The 18,434-nt window shown below is 67.0% G+C and carries 17 protein-coding genes; 11 read left to right on the top strand and 6 right to left on the bottom strand.

All coding sequences use genetic code 11. The annotated features are described in order from the left end of the window. Positions 1 to 225: 225 nt before the first annotated feature. From C8K36_RS10760 to C8K36_RS10745, 4 genes are all read left to right on the top strand, one after another. On the top strand, positions 226 to 828 hold the full coding sequence (locus tag C8K36_RS10760; RefSeq protein WP_107984481.1) for a TetR family transcriptional regulator: 603 nt from the start codon (positions 226 to 228) through the stop codon (positions 826 to 828). A 198-nt stretch (positions 829 to 1,026) separates the two neighbouring features. Continuing rightward, entirely contained in the window at positions 1,027 to 2,202 is a 1,176-nt protein-coding gene (gene hsaA / locus C8K36_RS10755) for a 3-hydroxy-9,10-secoandrosta-1,3,5(10)-triene-9,17-dione monooxygenase oxygenase subunit (RefSeq protein WP_107984791.1), read from the top strand. Positions 2,203 to 2,239: 37 nt separating this feature from the next. Further along, complete coding sequence (locus C8K36_RS10750; protein ID WP_107984480.1) at positions 2,240 to 3,862, top strand: FAD-binding protein; 1,623 nt, start codon at positions 2,240 to 2,242, stop codon at positions 3,860 to 3,862. An 11-nt stretch (positions 3,863 to 3,873) separates the two neighbouring features. Then, a complete protein-coding gene (locus C8K36_RS10745) occupies positions 3,874 to 4,449 on the top strand; it encodes a TetR/AcrR family transcriptional regulator (protein ID WP_107984479.1) in 576 nt (191 codons plus the stop codon). Between the two features lie 21 nt (positions 4,450 to 4,470). Here the strand turns inward: C8K36_RS10745 and C8K36_RS10740 are convergent, their stop codons facing one another. Then, positions 4,471 to 5,247, bottom strand: a complete 777-nt coding sequence (locus tag C8K36_RS10740) for an SDR family NAD(P)-dependent oxidoreductase (protein ID WP_107984478.1) — start codon at positions 5,245 to 5,247, stop codon at positions 4,471 to 4,473. A 108-nt stretch (positions 5,248 to 5,355) separates the two neighbouring features. Beyond that, positions 5,356 to 6,249, bottom strand: coding sequence for a pseudouridine synthase (locus C8K36_RS10735; protein WP_107984477.1), 894 nt, complete (start codon positions 6,247 to 6,249; stop codon positions 5,356 to 5,358). Positions 6,250 to 6,750: 501 nt separating this feature from the next. On the opposite strand from C8K36_RS10735, the gene C8K36_RS10730 reads away from it, so the two are divergent. From C8K36_RS10730 to C8K36_RS10720, 3 genes are read left to right on the top strand one after another with little or no spacing between them, the layout of a single operon-like run. Further along, a complete protein-coding gene (locus C8K36_RS10730) occupies positions 6,751 to 7,740 on the top strand; it encodes an alpha/beta hydrolase (protein ID WP_107984476.1) in 990 nt (329 codons plus the stop codon). 55 nt (positions 7,741 to 7,795) lie between these two features. After that, a complete protein-coding gene (locus C8K36_RS10725) occupies positions 7,796 to 8,677 on the top strand; it encodes an oxidoreductase (RefSeq protein WP_107984475.1) in 882 nt (293 codons plus the stop codon). Between the two features lie 5 nt (positions 8,678 to 8,682). Then, the gene (locus tag C8K36_RS10720) at positions 8,683 to 9,222 is read left to right on the top strand and encodes a VOC family protein (RefSeq protein WP_107984474.1); all 540 of its coding nucleotides are present in this window, start codon (positions 8,683 to 8,685) and stop codon (positions 9,220 to 9,222) included. Position 9,223: 1 nt separating this feature from the next. Here the strand turns inward: C8K36_RS10720 and C8K36_RS10715 are convergent, their stop codons facing one another. After that, entirely contained in the window at positions 9,224 to 10,660 is a 1,437-nt protein-coding gene (locus C8K36_RS10715) for an MFS transporter (RefSeq protein WP_107984473.1), read from the bottom strand. A gap of 56 nt (positions 10,661 to 10,716) precedes the next feature. After that, a complete protein-coding gene (locus C8K36_RS10710) occupies positions 10,717 to 11,223 on the bottom strand; it encodes a putative immunity protein (RefSeq protein WP_181319521.1) in 507 nt (168 codons plus the stop codon). A gap of 296 nt (positions 11,224 to 11,519) precedes the next feature. On the opposite strand from C8K36_RS10710, the gene C8K36_RS10705 reads away from it, so the two are divergent. Then, positions 11,520 to 13,952, top strand: a complete 2,433-nt coding sequence (locus tag C8K36_RS10705) for an ATP-dependent Clp protease ATP-binding subunit (RefSeq protein ID WP_107984471.1) — start codon at positions 11,520 to 11,522, stop codon at positions 13,950 to 13,952. A gap of 74 nt (positions 13,953 to 14,026) precedes the next feature. On the opposite strand, the gene C8K36_RS10700 is transcribed toward C8K36_RS10705, so the two are convergent. Further along, entirely contained in the window at positions 14,027 to 14,608 is a 582-nt protein-coding gene (locus tag C8K36_RS10700) for a TetR/AcrR family transcriptional regulator (protein WP_107984470.1), read from the bottom strand. Positions 14,609 to 14,793: 185 nt separating this feature from the next. On the opposite strand from C8K36_RS10700, the gene C8K36_RS10695 reads away from it, so the two are divergent. The 3 genes from C8K36_RS10695 to C8K36_RS10685 all read left to right on the top strand — a co-directional run bounded on the left by C8K36_RS10695 (position 14,794) and on the right by C8K36_RS10685 (position 17,170). After that, positions 14,794 to 15,549, top strand: a complete 756-nt coding sequence (locus tag C8K36_RS10695) for an SDR family NAD(P)-dependent oxidoreductase (protein WP_107984469.1) — start codon at positions 14,794 to 14,796, stop codon at positions 15,547 to 15,549. 99 nt (positions 15,550 to 15,648) lie between these two features. After that, positions 15,649 to 15,921, top strand: a complete 273-nt coding sequence (locus tag C8K36_RS10690; RefSeq protein WP_107984468.1) for a hypothetical protein — start codon at positions 15,649 to 15,651, stop codon at positions 15,919 to 15,921. Between the two features lie 88 nt (positions 15,922 to 16,009). Then, positions 16,010 to 17,170: a Rieske 2Fe-2S domain-containing protein gene (locus C8K36_RS10685; RefSeq protein ID WP_107984467.1), complete on the top strand. Its 1,161-nt coding sequence runs from the start codon at positions 16,010 to 16,012 to the stop codon at positions 17,168 to 17,170. A 164-nt stretch (positions 17,171 to 17,334) separates the two neighbouring features. Here C8K36_RS10685 and C8K36_RS10680 read toward each other — a convergent pair whose 3' ends face one another. Next, positions 17,335 to 18,105, bottom strand: coding sequence for an IclR family transcriptional regulator (locus tag C8K36_RS10680; protein WP_107984466.1), 771 nt, complete (start codon positions 18,103 to 18,105; stop codon positions 17,335 to 17,337). Positions 18,106 to 18,434 lie beyond the last annotated feature (329 nt).

Here is an 18,434-nt window from a genome sequence, read left to right as displayed (position 1 = left end):
ATCTCCGGAGCAATCGCATACCGGTCTATTCGTTATACCCACCCCAGCGCCGTGCAACAAGCTGTCGGCGGCTGTTTCCGCCTCCGTGTCTCCCTACTCGTCGGTACGTAGCGGGTGCGAAAGCTATTTCGAAGATCCATGTTTCACGAGAAATGAGAATGATGTTTCAAATCGTTGCGAGCTCTCGGTTATCGTGGCGCGGTGCGAGGAGACTGTGACGCGCCGATGTCGACGGCGGCGATGACCGCGCGTCAGCGTGGGCGACGAGCGGCCCTGACCGAGGCCGTGATCGGGCTGCTGCAGGAGACCGAACCGGACCGGATTCAGATGCGTGAGGTGTCCGAGCGATCCGGCGTGGCACTGGGGACGCTGTACCGGTACTTCCCCACGAAGGAACACCTGATGGCGGCGTCCATGGTGGCCTGGAACGACCGGCTGTCCTGCAAGCTCGACACCGAACGCCGTCGGGCGGAGGCTGCCGGCGAGTCCGACGACCGCAGTGTCTGCGAGCGGGTGCTGGCGCTGTACCGGCGTCAGTTGCGGGCATTCCAGCGTGGCCCCAACTTCGCGAGGCTCGACCTGGAACTCACGACGTCCGCGGACCCCTTCGTCAGGCAGTCGATGCAGCGTCGTGCCGAGAACAATCAGGCCGCGACCCTGGCGCTGATGGACGGTGTCCCGGATGAGGTGTCTCGGGTCGCGATCCTGGCCGTCGACGGGGCGATGCTCGCGGCGCTGTCGTTCTGGATTGCCGGCCGGATCAGCCATGCGCAGGCGGTGCGAAATGTCGAGGACGTGGTCAGGTTGGTACTCGCCGACCACGCGTGACCGGAATCGAGCAACAAACTGGAACAGATTCCAGTTTGTAAATTCGGGTATTCCGGGATTCTGGCCTCGACATTTGTCACGAGTCGTCGACAAATTATGGACCCTGTTCTAATCTCACCCCGGTGGAGGTGATCGCCCGAAGCTTCGGTCGGTACGGATGCGGCCGTGGAGGGTGTCCTCGGCGCGGATTGGGGTTTGATGGGTGACCGGCAGGTCGTCGACGTCTTCGATGACATCAGGGCTCTGTTGCCGGTGTTGCGCGAGCGTGCCGGGCAGGTCGAGGAGCACCGGCAGATCTCCGCGGACGTGATCGGGCAGCTCACCGACATCGGCTTCTTCCGGCTGCTGCAGCCCCGCGCCTTCGGCGGCTTCGAGGCGGATCCCCGCGACTACTACGCGGCGGTGCGCTCGCTGGCCAGTGCCTGTGGATCCACGGGGTGGGTCGCATCGGTCGTCGGGGTGCATCCGTGGCAGCTGGCGCTCTTCGATCCACGCGCCCAGCAGGACGTCTGGGGCGAGAACCGGGACACCCTCGTGTCCTCCGCGTACGCCCCGATGGGGCGGGCGATCCCGTCCGATGGTGGATTCTTCTTCTCGGGTCGTTGGAGCTTTTCGTCCGGGTCCGCGCACGCCGACTGGGTGCTGGTCGGCGGTCTCGTCGTCGACGATGCGGACGAACCCATCGACTTTCGCACCTTCCTGGTCCCGGCCCGGGACTATCGGATCGACGACGTCTGGCACACCGTCGGGCTGCGCGGCACCGGCAGCAACGACATCGTGATCGACGACGTCTTCGTCCCGGACCATCGGACGTTGAGCTTCGCGTCCACCGTCCGGTGCAGCGGGCCCGGCCAGGCGATCAACACCGCGCCGCTCTACCGGCTGCCGTTCTCCGCGGTCTTCTCGACCACGATCACGGCGCCGATCATCGGCATGGCCGACGGAACGTACTCCGCGTTCACCACGTTCCAGACCGGGCGCACCGCCGCGGTGAGCCCATTGCGGTTGTCCGACGATCAGTTCATGCAGGCCGCGCTCGCCCAGTCCGCGCGTGACATCGAACTCTCCTGGATGCAGTTGGAACGCAATTTCTCGGAGATGTTGGACTTCGCACACGCCGACGTGCGCATCCCGGTGTCGTTGCGGGTCAAGACGCGCCGCGATCAGGTGAGTGCGACGGGGATGGCGGTCGGGGCGATCGACCGGCTCTTCGACCACTCCGGTGGAGGCGGGCTACGGACCGACACCCCGATCCAGCGTTTCTGGCGGGACGCCCATGCCGGGCGGGCACATGTGATCAACGATCCGCACCAGCCCCTGGTGCTGTTCGGACGCAGCGAACTTGGGCAGGACATCCACGACGCGTGGGTGTGAACGGACAGTGGATCTCGAACCAGCGAGGAGACGAAACATGCAGTCGTACGGTGGATCCGATCGGTGGGACGGCGAGGCGGACGTCGTGGTCGTGGGTTTCGGTGCCGCAGGCGCCAGTGCCGCCATCGAGGCGGCGGACCTCGGGGCCGACGTGCTGGTCGTCGAGCGCTTCCAGGGCGGCGGCGCCACCGCGATCAGCGGCGGCATCTATTACGCGGGCGGCGGAACCGCGCAGCAGAAGGAGGCCGGCTTCGACGACACCCCGTCGGCGATGTTCGACTACCTGAAACTCGAGACGGCGGGCGTGGTCTCGGACGAACTGCTCGAGGACTTCTGCGCGCGCAGCGTCGAGAATCTGCAGTGGCTCGAGCGGTTGGGGGTGCCGTTCGAAGGCAGCATGGCTCCCCGGAAGACGTCGTACCCCACCAACGAGTACTACCTGTACTACTCGGGCAACGAACTGGCACCGCCGTACAAGGATGCGGCGGCGCCCGCCCCGCGTGGTCACCGGACCAAGGGCAAGGGCACGTCGGGGAAGGTGTTCTTCTCCGCGATGGCGAAGTCGGCCCGCAAGCGCCGCAGCATCGACGTCCGCTGCCAGACGACCGTGACGTCCCTGATCACCGACGACGCCGGGACCGTGATCGGTGTCGAGTGTCGCGAGGTGGATCCGCGGGCCACGGTGCGCCGCGTTCTGCATCGCGTGCTGGGGTCGCAGAACCGAAAGTGGAACCTCTACTACCGTCCGATCGGACGTCTCATGGACGGGCCGATCCGCCGCATCGAGGACGGTCATTCGGTGGTGCGCCGGTATCGGGCGCGCAAGGGTGTGATCCTCGCGGCCGGCGGCTTCGTCTTCAACCGCGAGATGCTCGGCGAGCACGCGCCGCGCTACCTCGGCGGGACCGGGCTGGGCACGATCGGCGACGACGGCAGCGGCATCCGGATGGGGCAGTCCGCCGGCGGGGCCGTCGACCGTATGGAACGGGTGTCGGCGTGGCGGTTCTTCAACCCGCCGATCGCGATGACCGAGGGAGTGCTCGTCAACAAGGAGGGCGAGCGCATCTGCAACGAACTGTTCTACGGCGCGAAGATCGGTGAGCACATCGCGGAACAGACCGATGTCTCCGCGTATCTGATCGTCGATTCCCGCGTCCTTGCCGACGCGAAGCGTCAGGTTCCCGAACAGACGCTGTGGTTCCAGCGTCTGCAGACGACGTATCTGTTCAGCGTGGGACACAAGAAGGGGGCGACGGCCGAGGAACTGGCGCGGCGCACCGGCATCGATCCGGCGGGCCTCGCGAAGACCCTCGACCGGTACAACGCCGACCGTCGTGCGGGGGTGCCCGACGCGATGGGCAAGGATCCGGCGCACGTCACACCCCTCGTCGACGGACCGTTCTATGCGATCGACTGCTCGATCCGGGTGCAGGCCGGGTTCCCGTGCCCGGTACTCACGCTCGGTGGTCTGACGGTCGACGAGGACACCGGCGCGGTGACCGGGGCGGACGGTGTTTCGATCCCCGGCCTGTATGCCGCCGGGCGGACCGCGGTCGGCGTGTGCTCGGAGTCGTACGTCAGTGGCCTGTCGATCGCCGACTGTGTGTACTCGGGTCGTCGGGCGGGGGCCGTCGTCGCACGGGGTGCGGTCCTCGCGTAGCCTCCGGACATGTGTCTGGCAATTTCGAATCGACCCGTCGTCGTCTGACGGCCAAGCAGGCCGAGACGGTGTCTCGGCTCACTCGCTGCGCTGTGGAGGTGTTACGCGAGAACGGGTTCGCCGGATTGACCGTTCGTTTGGTGGCCGCGCGGGCGGGGGTGGCGCCCGCGACGGCATACACCTACTTCTCGTCGAAGGAACATGTCGTCGCGGAGGTGTTCTGGCGCCGACTGTCGGCGCTGCCGACCGATGAGGTCGTCTCCGAGGACCGGACCACCCGCGTGGTCGAGGTGCTGCGCAGCGTCGCGCTGCTCGTCTCGGACGAGCCCGAACTGGCCTCCGCGGTGACGACCGCCCTGCTCGGTCGCGACCCCGACGTCGAGCACCTGCGGGCGCGGATCGGGATCGAGATCCGCAAGCGTCTGCTCGCTGCGATGGGCGACGAGTCCGACGAGTCCGACGTCGATCTCCTCGAGGCGCTCGAGATGTTGTACGCGGGTGCGCTGCTGCGCGCCGGGATGGGCTACGACTCGTACATCCACATCGCCGATCGGCTCGAGATCTCGGCCCGCATGCTGCTGCCGTGATCTCGGCCGCCGGCGACCGGGTCAGACGGTGTAACCGCCGTCGACGTTGAGTTTCTGGCCCGTCACGAAGCCGGCCTTGTCGCTCGCGAGGAAGCAGACGGCCTCGGCGATGTCGATCGCGGTGCCGAACTTCTGCAGCGGGATTCGACTCATCGTGACGTCGAGCGCGCGCTGGTCGAGGCTCTGGGAACTGATCAGGCGTTCGGCCATGCCGTCGGTGAGCATGCCCGGGCCCACCGCATTGAAGCGGACACCGTAGCGGCCCTCCTCTGCTGCGAACCCGCGCACGAGCGCCTCGACGGCCCCCTTGGTTCCCGCGGACAGGCCGTCCCGGACGGGGTAGCGGTCGGTGGCTGCGGTGGTCACGGCGACCACCGACCCCGACGCCTCGCGTAGCGCCGGCAGGCAGGCCCGCACGACGGTGAAGAAGGCGGTCGCCTCGTCGTTGAGATGCTGTGCGTAGGTGGACGGCTCGACTCGCGACAAGTGCACCATCGGCACGTGCGGGCCGGCGGCGTGGACGAGCACCGACAGGTCGCCGAAGTCGGCGGTGACCGTGCCGACCAGGTCGGCCAGTTGCTGCGCGTCCGTGAGGTCGATGGAGTGCGCCGCGGCGCGCACGCCGAGTTCCTCGGCCTCGGCCACCAACTTCGCGGCGGCCTCGGCATTGGACCTGTACGTCAGGACCACGTTGTGTCCTTCGGCGGCGAGTTGCCGGACGATCGCGGCGCCGATTCCGCCGGTGCCTCCGGTGACGAGGGCGGTGGTGGTCGTCGAACTCGAGGATGAGGTGCTCACGGCGTACTCCCGGTGTGTCGATCCGTCTGGGCTGTGGGCAAACTAGCACTTGCTTGGTTTGGCGTGGCCCGGTTCGACCCACGTAGCGGGAAAATCCCCTCCGGCGGTTCAGGCAGGGAGCGTCCGCCGGCTTTCGAACCGGCGCCGGGCCCCGGTGTACGGATCGTCGAACTCGAGGCTGCGAGCCAGTAGGCGCAGCGGATCGGAGTAGTCGTCGGCCGCCACGTCGTAGAAGCGCGGGTAGAAGTTGTCGCCGATGATCGGCAGCCCGAGCGAGGACATGTGCAGGCGCAACTGGTGGGTCTTGCCGGTGCGCGGCGACAGGCGGTAGCGGCCGATGCCGTCGCGGACGTCGATCAGGTCGATCCGGCTCTCCGCGTTCGGTTCCCCGGAAATCTCGCGGGCCTGTAGAACTCCGCGTTCCTTGACGATTCGGCTTCGCACCGTGACCGGGAACCGGACCGTCTCGTCGTGTCGGGCCAGGGCCTCGTACTCCTTGGCGGCCCGTCGCTCGTCGAACAGCGACTGGTACGCCCGGCGGGCCTCCCGGCGGACCGTGAACAGCAGGACGCCGGCGGTGATCCGGTCGAGTCGGTGAGCCGGCGTCAGTTCGGGCAGATCGAGTTCGCGCCGCAGGCGCACGAGTGCCGACTCGACGACGTACGCGCCGCGGGGTGTGCTCGCGAGGAAGTGGGGCTTGTCGACCACCAGCACGTTTTCATCCCGGTGCAGGATGTCCACCTCGAACGGCACGCGCTTCTCGACCGGCGGATCGCGGTAGAGATAGAGGAACGCGCGGGGCCGGTACGCGGTGGACTCGGTGATCGGGGTGCCGCGCTCGTCGACCACCTCGCCGGCGTGCACCTTCTCTCGCAGGCGCGCCGCGTCGGACGGAAACCGGGCCAGCAGATAGGTGAGCGCGGTGGCCCATTCGCCGTCGTCCGGCAGTCGCAGTCGGGTGGGATTCAGTCCGTCGCGGACGGGCAGGGGGGCGGCGGGCACGCCTCGACGGTACCGGGTCCGCGCCCGCGGGAAGTCGTGTGCAGGTCGTTGACGTGCACACACTCATACCTTACCCTTCGGTAAGTTGCGGCGTCCGCCACTCTCGAGGGGTGAGTGGTGGCGCTGCCTTCTCCTCCGGTCTGTCCGGCAGGCGGCACGGTCGATGTGAATCGTCAACAACAGGCGTGGTCCGTTTCGCCGCGGGGTGCCCGTCTGTGTCCGGACTCATCGCGATCCGGTTCGCGTCGAAGTGCGCGAGACGGGAGGTGTCCGGCCCCCGTCCCGCCGTTTCTGCTGATCACGCCGCATGTCGGCATTCCCTTCATCGCGTACCACGAAAAAAGTGAATCTCCGGAAACTCTCAGCGAATTCTCAAGAAATCGAATTGCGAGATTTTTACCACATTTAAGTTCGTTAACGGCGGTCGGTGAAATGGGGATCAACTGATGATCGTGTTCGGTTGTTCGTCGAGGTCGGCGGCGGTGGCAGGAAGTAGTTTCGATGCATTACGCGGGAAATTGGCCGAGGCTCTGGCAGCGTCGACTGGTAGCGGTTCTCGTCGCCTTGATCACCTGCGCGGGCTGTGTGCTGGTTGCGGCGCCCGACGCCGCGGCGCGTGTAGCACGCCAGGTGCCGCGGGGCGGTTACCAGGAAGTATGGGTCCCGTCCTCGATGGGGAACATCAAGGTCCAGGTCCAATGGGCCTCCCGCGGTGGCGGTGCGTCTCTGTATCTGCTCGACGGCATGCGGGCGCGCAACGATCGCAACGCGTGGAGTTTCGAGACCAACGCGATGGAGCAGTTCGCCCTCGACAACGTCACCGTTGTCATGCCGGTGGGTGGTGAAGCAAGTTTCTATTCGGACTGGTACAACCCCAGCAATTTCAACGCGCAGCCCATCACCTACAAGTGGGAGACTTTCCTGACGCGAGAACTGCCCGACTATCTCGCCAATTTCGGTGTGGACCGGACGAATACCGGAGTCGTCGGACTGTCGATGGGCGGAACGGCGGCAATGACGCTCGCGGCTCACCATCGTGACCAGTTCCGATTCGCGGGTTCGTTGTCGGGCTACCTCAACACGACCGCGCCCGGGATGCGGGAGGCCATCCGCATCGCGATGTACGACGCCGGCCGCTACAACGCCGACTCGATGTGGGGCTTCCCGTGGGACCCAGCCTGGCTCCGCAACGACCCGTTCATGTCGGCGCCCCAGTTGCAGGGCTTGTCGATGTACGTGTCCGCGGGCAATGGGATACCTGGTGTGTACGACCGACCCACGGATCTGGTCGGCTACTGGAACACCACGATGGCGATGGGCCTCGAATTCCTGTCGATGGTCACCACTCGGGCCTTCCAGGTCCGACTGCTCACGCTGGGAATTCCTGCGAACTTCCAGTTCCGCGGCACCGGCACCCACGCGTGGCCCTACTGGTCGGCGGAGTTGTGGCAGGCGCGGCCCCAGATCCTGAATGCGTTGAACGCGTGGTGAGGACGTCTCGCGCGCATCCGCACTCCGGTCCACCCGATTTCCGTAGTCTGTGGCCATGACCACATGGGATGCAGGGGACATCGTCGATCAGCGCGGCCGCACGTTCGTCGTGACGGGTGCGAACAGTGGACTGGGGGCGGAGGCGACCAAGGCGCTCGTCAAGGCGGGTGCGCACGTGATCCTCGCGTGCCGCGACGTCGAGAAGGGGCGGGCCGTGGCGGCGCCGCTGGGGGAGAGGGCCGAGGTACGACGACTCGATCTCGCCGACCTGGCGTCCGTGCGGGAGTTCGCGGACTCGGTCGACTCGGTCGACGTGCTCGTCAACAACGCGGGCGTGATGGCGGTCCCGTTGCGCCGCACTGCCGACGGGTTCGAGATGCAGATCGGGACCAACCATCTGGGGCACTTCGCGCTCACCGGTCTGCTGCTGGGCAAGGTTCGCGACCGCGTGGTCACGATGTCGAGTGCGATGCACAAGATCGGCAGCATCGACCTCGACGACCTGAACTGGGAGCGGCGGACGTACCGTCGCTGGCCGGCCTACGGGCAGTCCAAGCTTGCGAACCTGTTGTTCACGTACGAGTTGCAGCGCAGGCTGGCCGCGGCGGGATCGACGGTGAAGGCACTCGCATCCCATCCCGGATATGCCGCGACGAATCTGCAGTCGCACACCGAGTCGATCTCGAGCCGTGTCATGGCACTGGCGAATCCGTTCATCGCCCAGTCGGCCGAGATGGGCGCGCTGCCGATGCTGTACGCCGCCACCGTCCCCGACGCGATCGGCGGCAGCTACCTCGGCCCGTCGTCGATGTTCGAGACGCGCGGCTATCCCAAAGTGGTTTCCTCGAACCGGAAGTCGCACGACCGGAGCGTTGCGCGACAATTGTGGTCGGCGTCGGAGCAACTCACCGGCGTCACCTACGACTTCGGAGGCTGACCGCGTTGGCGATCGAGCGACTCAACCACGCCGTCCTGTTCGTGTCGGACCTGCAGCGCAGTCTGGCGTTCTATCAGGATGTGCTCGGGTTCAAGGCATTGCCGGGCGGTTTCCCCGGTGCGGCGTTCCTGCAGGCGCCGGACTCGGCGAACGACCACGACCTGGGCCTGTTCCAGAGCCCCAACCCGGCGAGCCGGGTGACGCCGGGCAACGTCGGGCTGTACCACCTGGCCTGGGAGGTCGACACACTCGCCGGGCTGGCCGAGATGCGGGACCGCCTGCTCGCGGCCGGCGCGCTGACCGGTGCCAGCAACCACTGCTCCACCAAGGCGCTGTACGCCGCCGACCCGGACGGCATCGAGTTCGAGGTGTGCTGGCTGGTACCGGACGAACTCGCGATCGACGAACTCGTTCCCGCGCAGCCGCCGACGCGTCCGCTCGACATCGCCGCCGAGATCGCGCGCTACGGCGCCGACACCCACGGCGGTCCGCGCACCGATCGGCATCTGTGGGAGCGCGTGTTCGCGGCTCGCTCGCGCGTCTGATCTAAACCGCGGTCGCTTCGACGTCGCGGCGGCCCGCCCGGTTCGGGCGGCCGTCCGACGGCGCAGCCCGCCACGCGGTCCAGCCGCCGACGAGCGCGAGTGCGGCAAATCCGAACAGCAGCAGTTGTGCCGAGCGCATTTCGGACTGTCCGCCGAGGTTCACCAGCACGCCGGCCAGTGCGGTGCCGAACGCGTTGGCGATCAACTGCACGGTGTTGATCGCGGCCGAGGCACGGGCACCCTCGGCCGGTTCGGCCACGGCGTTCATTGCGCCGACCGCGAGGTGCGGCCACGCCATGCCGATGCCCGCGCCGGCGATGATCAGTCCGGCCGCCCAGAGCGCGACGCGTCCGCTCCCGGCCTCCTCGGCGAGGACCACCGCCATGAGCGTGAGCCCGGCCGCGACGAGGATCGGTCCGGACCGGACGATGCGGCGGACCATGCGCGGCGCGGCGGCCGACGCGCTCGGAATCTCACCCACCGTCCAACCGAGAGCCAGTGCGGCACCGAGGAATCCGGCTACCACGGGCGCCAACCCCGCGAGTTGTTGCCCGAACAGCGGGACGAACGTCTCGACCGTCGACGCCATCGCGAGGACCGCGATGGTCAGGTACACCCATTTCAGGGACGACCCGGTGAACGTCGACGGTGGCAGCACCCCGTGCGGGTTGCGCCGGTCGGCCGCGACGAACCATACGACCAGCGCCACCGCGCCGGCGACGGCGGCGCCCGAGATCGCGGCGTCGGAGAGGAGGCCGGCGACGCTCACCAGCAGGGTCGCGGCCGTGAGGAGCGCCAGCGGGACCACCGGTACGGGCGCGACGGCGCGGTCGCGTTCACCGCGGTGCGGTGGCAGGACTATCGGAACGAGGACGGCGACCGCCACGGTGCACACGATCAGCGCGCCGAAGGCCCAGCGCCATGCGCCGAACTGTGCGAATGCCCCGCCGACAGCGGGGCCCACCAGGGTGCCGACGCCCCACATGGTGGAGACCAACGCGCTGGCGCGGGTCCAAAGATGCCGGGGCAGCGCGGAGTTGATCACCGCGTATCCGAGACCGGCGAGCAGGCCGCCGCCGAAACCCTGCACGGCGCGTCCGGCCAGTAGCAGTTCCATCGTCGGGCTCAGTGCACACACCGCGGTTCCGAACGCGAACACCGTCAGGCCGATCAGGTACGCCCGGCGTGGCCCCTGAGCGGCGAGCGTCCGGCTGACGATCATCGAAGAGAGCACCGAGGCGATGAGGAAGACGGTCGACGTCCAGGCGTAGTAACGCAGCCCACCGATGTCGTCGATCGCGGTGGGCAGCAGGCTGCTCGTGAGATAGACGTTGGTCGCGTACAGCGCCACTCCGCCGGCCAACACGGCGGCGACTCCGAGATGGCGCCCGCTCAGCAGTTGCCCCCAGGTTCCGGTGCCTTCGGTTCGCGTTGTCATGGACCCGAAGGTAGAAGCTCGAGTGCGCTCGAGGTCAAGCCGGATCCGGAGTCTCCTCAGCTGGGCGCGCGCAGGGCGTCGTCCAGGGTGCTCATGAGTTGTTCAACGCGATTCCGGGCGGTCGGCGCGGCGGGGTAGCGGGACAGAACATCGATCAGAATCGGTGTTGCGCGCTGCCGGGCCTGCTCGATCATCAAGTCTCCGACGGCGGGATCGTCGCCCGCATTCAACTCTGCGACGCGGGCAGCGCCCGCGGCGGCGCGCAGAATGTGTCCCACCTGGTGCGCTCGCGATATCGGGTGCAGGTACGCGGCGGCCGCGGCATCGCCGGCGCACCGGGCAGCGAGACGCGCGGCTTCGGTGGCCGCGGCCTTCGCGGCTCGGTGTGCATCCACTGAGGTGACGCGCTGCAACGTGGTCCGCCTCGCACCGTTGACGAACTCCCACGCAGCGTCGAGGGCTGCTCGTGGACGGGGATCACCTGGGACCGCGTCCTCGAACACCGGAAGCACGTCTCGGGCGCTCTCCGCGGAAAAGTGGGTGACCACTCGTAGCTCGTCCATCGTCAATTCGAAGTCACCGGAGGCAGTCGACACGGACGCGATCCTCCCACCGATGACTCCGCGCCGGCTGTCGAACAGTTGACGCCGCAGATGGAACTGTGTCGCCTCTCACAATCGCCGGGTCGACGCTCGGATTTCTCGAGAACATCCAGGTCAGGGTGTCGGTGGGATCGGTGGGAGAGGTGCGGGCAGGGCGGGGGACGCTCTGGTGTCGAAGATTCTGGACGGTCGGGAATTGATTCTTTCCCAGGCATGTTCCATGAGTCAGTAAGACTCAACTTTGGAGGAGGCTGCGAATGCCGGCATTCTTCGGGCCCGAGGGGCCCGGTCGCATCGACATCACCCGTCTCATGAGCAGTGACACTCAGCGACTCATGGCGGACGCCGCGCAATTCGCGGCAGGCCGCGGTGACGCGGGCCTGGACGCGCTGCACATCCTGCACGTGGCCGCGGTCAAGGATCCGGTGCGCGACATGGTCAGGCGGGTCGGTGGCGACCCCGAGGCGATCTCGCAGGACGCGGAGGCGCATCTGCCTCGCGGCGGCGAGGCGATCTCGGCTGCGCCGACGGTTACCGCCGCCGGACGTCGGGCGCTGCTCGACGCGCATCAGATCGCACGGGCGCTCGGCTCGACGTACATCGACCCCGAGCACATTTTCCTGTCCCTGGTCTCCAACGGAGACTCCACGACGGGACGCATCCTCGCGTCCGCCGGTGTCACCCCGGAGTCGATGCAGTCCGCGGTGAACGCGGGTTCCGCTGAACCGCAGTCGGAGTCGGCCACACCGACCCTCGACAAGTACGGCACGGACCTCACCGAGCGTGCCCGCTCGGGCGGCGTCGACCCGGTCATCGGGCGCGGCGACGAGATCGAGCAGGCCATCGAGATTCTCGCTCGACGGACCAAGAACAACCCGGTTCTGGTCGGCGAGGCCGGCGTCGGCAAGACCGCCGTCGTCGAGGGGTTGGCGCAGCGCATCGTGGACGGCGACGTTCCGGAGGTGCTGGCGGACAAGAGGATCGTCCAACTCGATCTTCCCGCCATGCTGTCCGGTGCTCGCTACCGCGGCGACTTCGAGGAGCGGCTGACCAAGGCCGTCGACGAGATCGTCGCGCAGGAGGGGCGTCTCATCGTCTTCATCGACGAGATCCACACCATCGTCGGTGCCGGCGCGGGTGGCGAGGGTGCCATGGATGCCGGAAACATCCTCAAGCCCAAGCTGGCTCGCGGAGACCTCCACATCGTGGGTGCGACGACGCTCGACGAATACCGCAAGCACATCGAGAAGGACTCGGCCCTCGAGCGGCGCTTTCAGCCTGTGACGGTGAACGAGCCGAGCCCCGCCGATGCCAAGGCGATCCTGTCGGGGCTGCGCGAGCGGTACGAGGAGCATCACCGCGTCAGCTACACCGACGAGGCGATCGACGCGGCGGTGGAACTGTCGTCGCGCTACATCGCCGACCGGTTCCTGCCGGACAAGGCGATCGACCTGATCGATCAGGCTGGTGCGCGAAAGCGCCTGCAGTTGGGCGCATCCAACCCGGATGCGAAGGCGCTGCAGCAGCGGATCGCGCGGCTCGAGAAGGCTAAAGAAGACGCGGTGTCGGCCGAGCAGTACGAGCGGGCGTCGCAACTGCGCGACGAGATCACCGGGCTCGAGAAGCGCGTCGCGGAGGCACGCGCGGGTGAGCCCGCCGCGGCCGAGACGCCGTCGGTCACCGCCGACGACATCGCCGAGATCGTGGCTCGCTCCACCGGGATTCCGGCCAGCCAGATGACGAGGCAGGAGAAGGAACGCCTGCGCCGACTGGAGGACGAACTGCACCAGCGGGTCGTCGGCCAGGAGGACGCGGTGGCGGCCATCGCACGGGCGGTGCGTCGCAGCCGGACCGGCATGGGCGATCCAGGACGTCCCGTGGGCAGCTTCCTGTTCCTCGGTCCGACCGGCGTCGGCAAGACCGAGCTGGCGAAGGCGTTGGCGCAGTCGCTGTTCGGCGACGAGAGCAAGTTGCTGCGGCTCGACATGAGCGAGTTCGGCGAGCGGCACACCGCGAGCCGATTGGTCGGCGCGCCTCCGGGTTACGTCGGGTACGGCGAGGCGGGTCAGCTCACCGAACAGGTGCGCAGGCATCCGTACTCGGTGATTCTGCTCGACGAGATCGAGAAGGCGCACCCGGACGTGTTCAACGTTCTGCTGCAGGTACTCGACGACGGACGGCTGACCGACGGTCAGGGCCGGACGGTGGACTTCAAGAACACCGTTCTGATCATGACCAGCAACCTCGGCTCGGACATCATCTCGAGCAAGGGCGGGTCGCTCGGCTTCACCACCGGTGACGCCGCTGCGGCGGAGAAGCCGTTGCGCGACAGGGTGATGGGCCGGCTGCGCGAGTCCTTCCGGCCGGAGTTCCTCAACCGGATCGACGAGATCGTGATCTTCCGCAAGCTCGAGGCCGAGCAGTTGCACCGGATCACCGATCTGCTGCTGGGTGAGAGCCGGGACCGTCTGCGGTCCAAGGACATCGACATCGAGTTCACCCCCGATGCGGTGGACTGGATCGCCGAGCGCGGGCATCAGCCCGAGTTCGGGGCGCGGCCGCTGCGCCGGACCATCGCGCGTGAGGTCGACGACCGTATCGCCGATCTGCTGCTCGACGACGCGCTCGACGAGGGTGGCCGGATCACGGTCAAGGTCACCGACGACGAGTTGGACCTCGTCGTCAGCTGATCGACGGAGGACGAGAAGGGCGGGGCAGGCGATGAGAATCGCCTGCCCCGCCCTCGTCGTGTGTGTGCCCTCGGTCAGCGCACCCGCAGTCCGTCGATGTAGATCGACGTGATCTCTTGCGCGAATTGCGCATTCGTCTTCTGCGGCGACTGCCGGAACCATCGGCTCGTCAGCCACACTGAGTCGCGCATGAGCTGGTAGAAGGTGGCCGAGTCGATGTCGCTGCGGAATTCGCCCGACTCCTGCGCCTCTTCGATGCACTGCGTCCATAAGGTGGCCGGGAAGTCACCCTTTTCCTCCAGGCTCGCCTCGAGCATCTGGTTCCGCATGTAGTCGGTCTCGACCTGCCAGATCGCCGTGGCGTGGCGGTGGTTCTCGGCAGACTCGATCGCGACGAGGACGAGTGCTTCCAGGCGTTCGATCGGCGGCAGGGCCCGAAGGATCACTTCGCTGCACTTTTCGTACAGCTCCTCGACGTAGACCCGAATGATCTCGATGACGATCGCGTCTTTGGACGGGAAGTAGTGGTAGAGCGTGCCCGAGTAGACGCCACACGCGTCGGCGATCTCCCGCACCGTCGTGGCGGAGATGCCCTTCGTCGCGAAAATCTCGCCGGAACGGTCGAGTATCTGGCGCCGACGTTCCAGCGGATCCATCGCGGTTGTCCCCCTGTAGCTGGGTCGATTCGAGTCGGTCGAGGCGCCTCATGCTACCCGTGACCACGCAGCTCCTGCCCAACCTGGCAAGGCAATCCTACATTGATTGATCGCTTGCTCAATCCGGTGTCTTGGATCACAATGGTCCGCGAACTGTGGCGAAGAAAGCAGAAGCAGGAGGGGTAATGGGTGTACTCGAGGGCGACGTCGCACTGGTGACGGGTGCCGGCCAGGGGATCGGGCGCGGAATCGCCCTGGCCTTGGCCGCCGAAGGGGCGCGTGTCGTGGTCGCCGGGCGCACCCTGTCGAAGGTTGTCGAGACGGCCGACGAGATCGTCCGTCGGGGCGGAGAGGCCGTTGCGCTCGAGTGCGACGTGACCGATGCGGGGCAGATCGACACGGCGGTCGCCGACGTGATCGCGAAGTACGGCGGCCTGTCGATTCTGGTGAACAACGCGCAGACTCCGGCTCACGGCACGCTCCTCGACGTGAGCGAGGACGACTACCAGGGCAGCATGAATTCGGGTCCGCTGGCGACGCTGCGCCTGATGCGTGCGTGCCACCCGCACCTGAAGGGGCGCGGGTCGATCGTCAATCTCGGTTCCGCAGCGGGACTGAAGTGGGATCCGACCGGCACGGGCGCGTACGCCGCGGCCAAGGAGGCCGTCCGGGTGCTGACGCGCACCGCGGCGTGCGAGTGGGGCGCCGACGGGATCCGCGTCAACGCGATCCTTCCGCTGGCGTCGACGCCGCTGATGGACGAGTGGGCCGAGCTCAATCCGGAGGCATACGACGAGTACCTGCGGAGCGTGCCGCTCGGACGTCTGGGCGACGCGGAGGCGGACATCGGACCAGCCGTGGTGTTCCTGTGCAGCCCCGCCGCTCGGTACATAACCGGTCATTCGCTACCGGTCGACGGAGGGCAGGCTTTCCTCAGGTAGCCGTCCCGAATTCTTTACCGCTCAACGGAAATCGACAACAGAGACCGAGCCGACAGCTCGTACGCTCGATGAATACAGTTCCAACGGAAGGATCGCGCAATGCAGCCGGTCGAATGTGGATCGTGCGGTAACCGGGTACTCGTAGAGAAGTACAGCTCGACGCACACCAGCACCCAGTGGATCGAAGATGCGGAGACGGCGTGCGCCGAGTTCCGCGAGTCCGCGGCCAACGGCACGCACAGCATGTACGTGCGTACGTGCAGCGCCCTGACCAAGAGCATCGACGAGGCCGTCGCCGGGGGGCATCTCGGCGAGTCGTATCGCACCGTTCCGGTCTCGGGGTCGACTGCGGAAGTTCGCCCCTACTCATAACCATCGGAGCCGGATTCCCTGCGGCTCCGCAACTTTTGTCGCTGCTCGTACCAAGGCGGGAAGCGATCACTCTTTCGAAGGAGGCAAGATGACCGAGATTTCCGACGACGTCGAGGTCCGGGAGATCGTGGCGGGCGCCAACCCCGACCGCTTCGCTCGTGGCTGGCACTGCATCGGCCGTGCAGAGGACTTCCGTGACGGAAAGCCGCACCAGGTCAAGATCTTCGGCACCGATCTGGTCGTGTTCGAGGACAGCAAGGGCGAGCTGCAGGTTCTCGACGCCTTCTGCCGTCACATGGGTGGAAACCTCGCCATGGGCGAGATCAAGGGCGATACCATCGCCTGCCCGTTCCACGACTGGCGCTGGAACGGCAAGGGCAAGTGCACCGAGATTCCTTACGCTCGCCGTGTTCCCCCGGTCGCCAAGACCAAGGCGTGGGTCACGCTCGAGCGCAACGGCCTGTTCTTCGTCTACAACGACCCGGAGGGCAACCCGCCGCCGGCCGACGTGACGATCCCCCAGGTCGAGGGCTACGACGAGGGTGGCTGGAGCGACTGGAGCTGGAACACCTACATCGTCGAGGGCTCGCACTGCCGCGAGATTGTCGACAACGTCGTGGACATGGCGCACTTCTTCTACGTGCACTTCCAGATCCCGACCTACTTCAAGAACATCTTCGAGGGTCACGTCGCGACCCAGGTGATGCGCTCGGGTGGTCGTGACGACATCCAGACCGGCGTGCAGCTGGGTATGGCCGAGGCGGAGACCATCTCGGATGCGTCGTACTTCGGTCCGTCCTTCATGCTCGACACCGTCTACACGGTTGCGGGCGACATCAAGGTCGAGACCAAGCTGGCCAACTGCCACTACCCGATCACGAACAACTCGTTCATCCTGCAGTGGGGCACCATCGTCAAGCGGACCGAGGGTCTGTCGGACGACGATGCCAAGGCGATGGCGGAGCAGTTCACCGAGGGCGTCGAGCACCAGTTCAAGCAGGACATCGCGATCTGGAATCACAAGAGCCGGATCGAGAACCCGCTGCTGACCGAGGAAGACGGCCCGGTCTACCAGCTGCGTCGCTGGTACCAGCAGTTCTACGTCGACGTCGCGGACGTCACGGAGGACATGACCAAGCGCTTCGAGTTCGAGGTCGACACCACCCGCGCTCAGGAGAGCTGGCGAGGGATCGTGGCGGAGAACGTCGCCGCCGGCGTCAAGCCCGTCGAGCTGGTCGCGGAAGTCTAAACCGTCTCAGCTGACGAAGTCCTGTGCCCCTGCCGGATATCCGGCAGGGGCACAGGCATTTTCGGTGACGAGGTCCAAGGCCTGTCCGATGCGCGAGAGGTGGGGGAGACGACGAAAGGGTGGGCTCGCCGATGACGGCGAGCCCACCCCACGGTGTCGGTGGGTCAGGCGGGAATGGGGCGCAGCGTCCGGCTGCTCGCCATGTGCCGCCACGTCGCGAGTGCGGCCATCCGGACCGGCGCGACCAACGCCGAGCTGTTCATACTCTTGGACGGTCCGCACACGGAAATTGCGCCGACGGTGTTCTTGCCGTCGCCGATCGCGGCTGCGACACAGGAGACTCCGACGGTCGTCTCGTCACGGTCGTGGGCGACGCTCTGGTCGCGGATGCGCGCGAGTTCGACGCGCAGCCGAGTCGAATCGCCGATCGAGTTCGGGGTGGGGCCGGTGATCGGTTGCGGCAGAACGGTCTCGGCGTCGACGCGGGAGTTGGCGAGCAGAGCCTTGCCGACCGCGGTGCGGTAGGCCGGCTGACGCCCGCCGACCCGGGACGGGACCGACAGGGTGAACCGGCCGCCGATCTTCTCGAGGTACAGCACGTCGGAGCTGTCGAGCACCGCGAGGTGGACGACGAGGCCGGTGGCGTTGTGCAATTCGTGCATCACCGGCAGGGCGGCCTGGTGTACGCGGTCGTGGTGCTGCGCGAGGGAGCCGAGCTCGAGCATCTTCATGCCGAGTTCGTAGGCGTGCCCGTGGCGGCGGATCCATCCGATCCGGACGAGCTGCAGCAGCATGCGATGCGTCGACGACCGGGGGAACCCGGTGCGCCGGGACAGCTCCGACAGGGTCAGTCGTTCGGCTTCCCGGAATGCGTCCAGCAGGATCGCGACGCGGTCGATAACTGCGATGGGGGAGCTAGCGTCTGTCGTCGTCATGACGTTCTGGACCTCCGAGGTGCTCGCATTCCGAACTGATTGAGCAAGCGTTCAATCAAGTGGTGCGAACTGTATCAGCGTGAGCCGCGTCGCTCCACCGACCTGGAGAATTTATTTCGATTCGAGCGGCGTGGCCGGACCCGCCCGAGGTGTGCCGAAGAAGGGGGGCAGCGGCGGCAACGCTCCCCGCGGGCGGCCGGGCCGGAGGAGTTTCAGCCCAGTAGAACGATCGGCGCCGAACTCGGGAAGCGGCCGCCGGTGCAGCCGGATTGCCGGGGGGGCCGAACCCGGCCGGTCGACGGTCCGTGTGGGGCTGGATTGTGGGCTGC

The organism is Rhodococcus sp. OK519 (assembly GCF_003051005.1).
GTDB lineage: Bacteria > Actinomycetota > Actinomycetes > Mycobacteriales > Mycobacteriaceae > Prescottella.
This window is presented reverse-complemented; position numbering and strand designations above follow the sequence as displayed.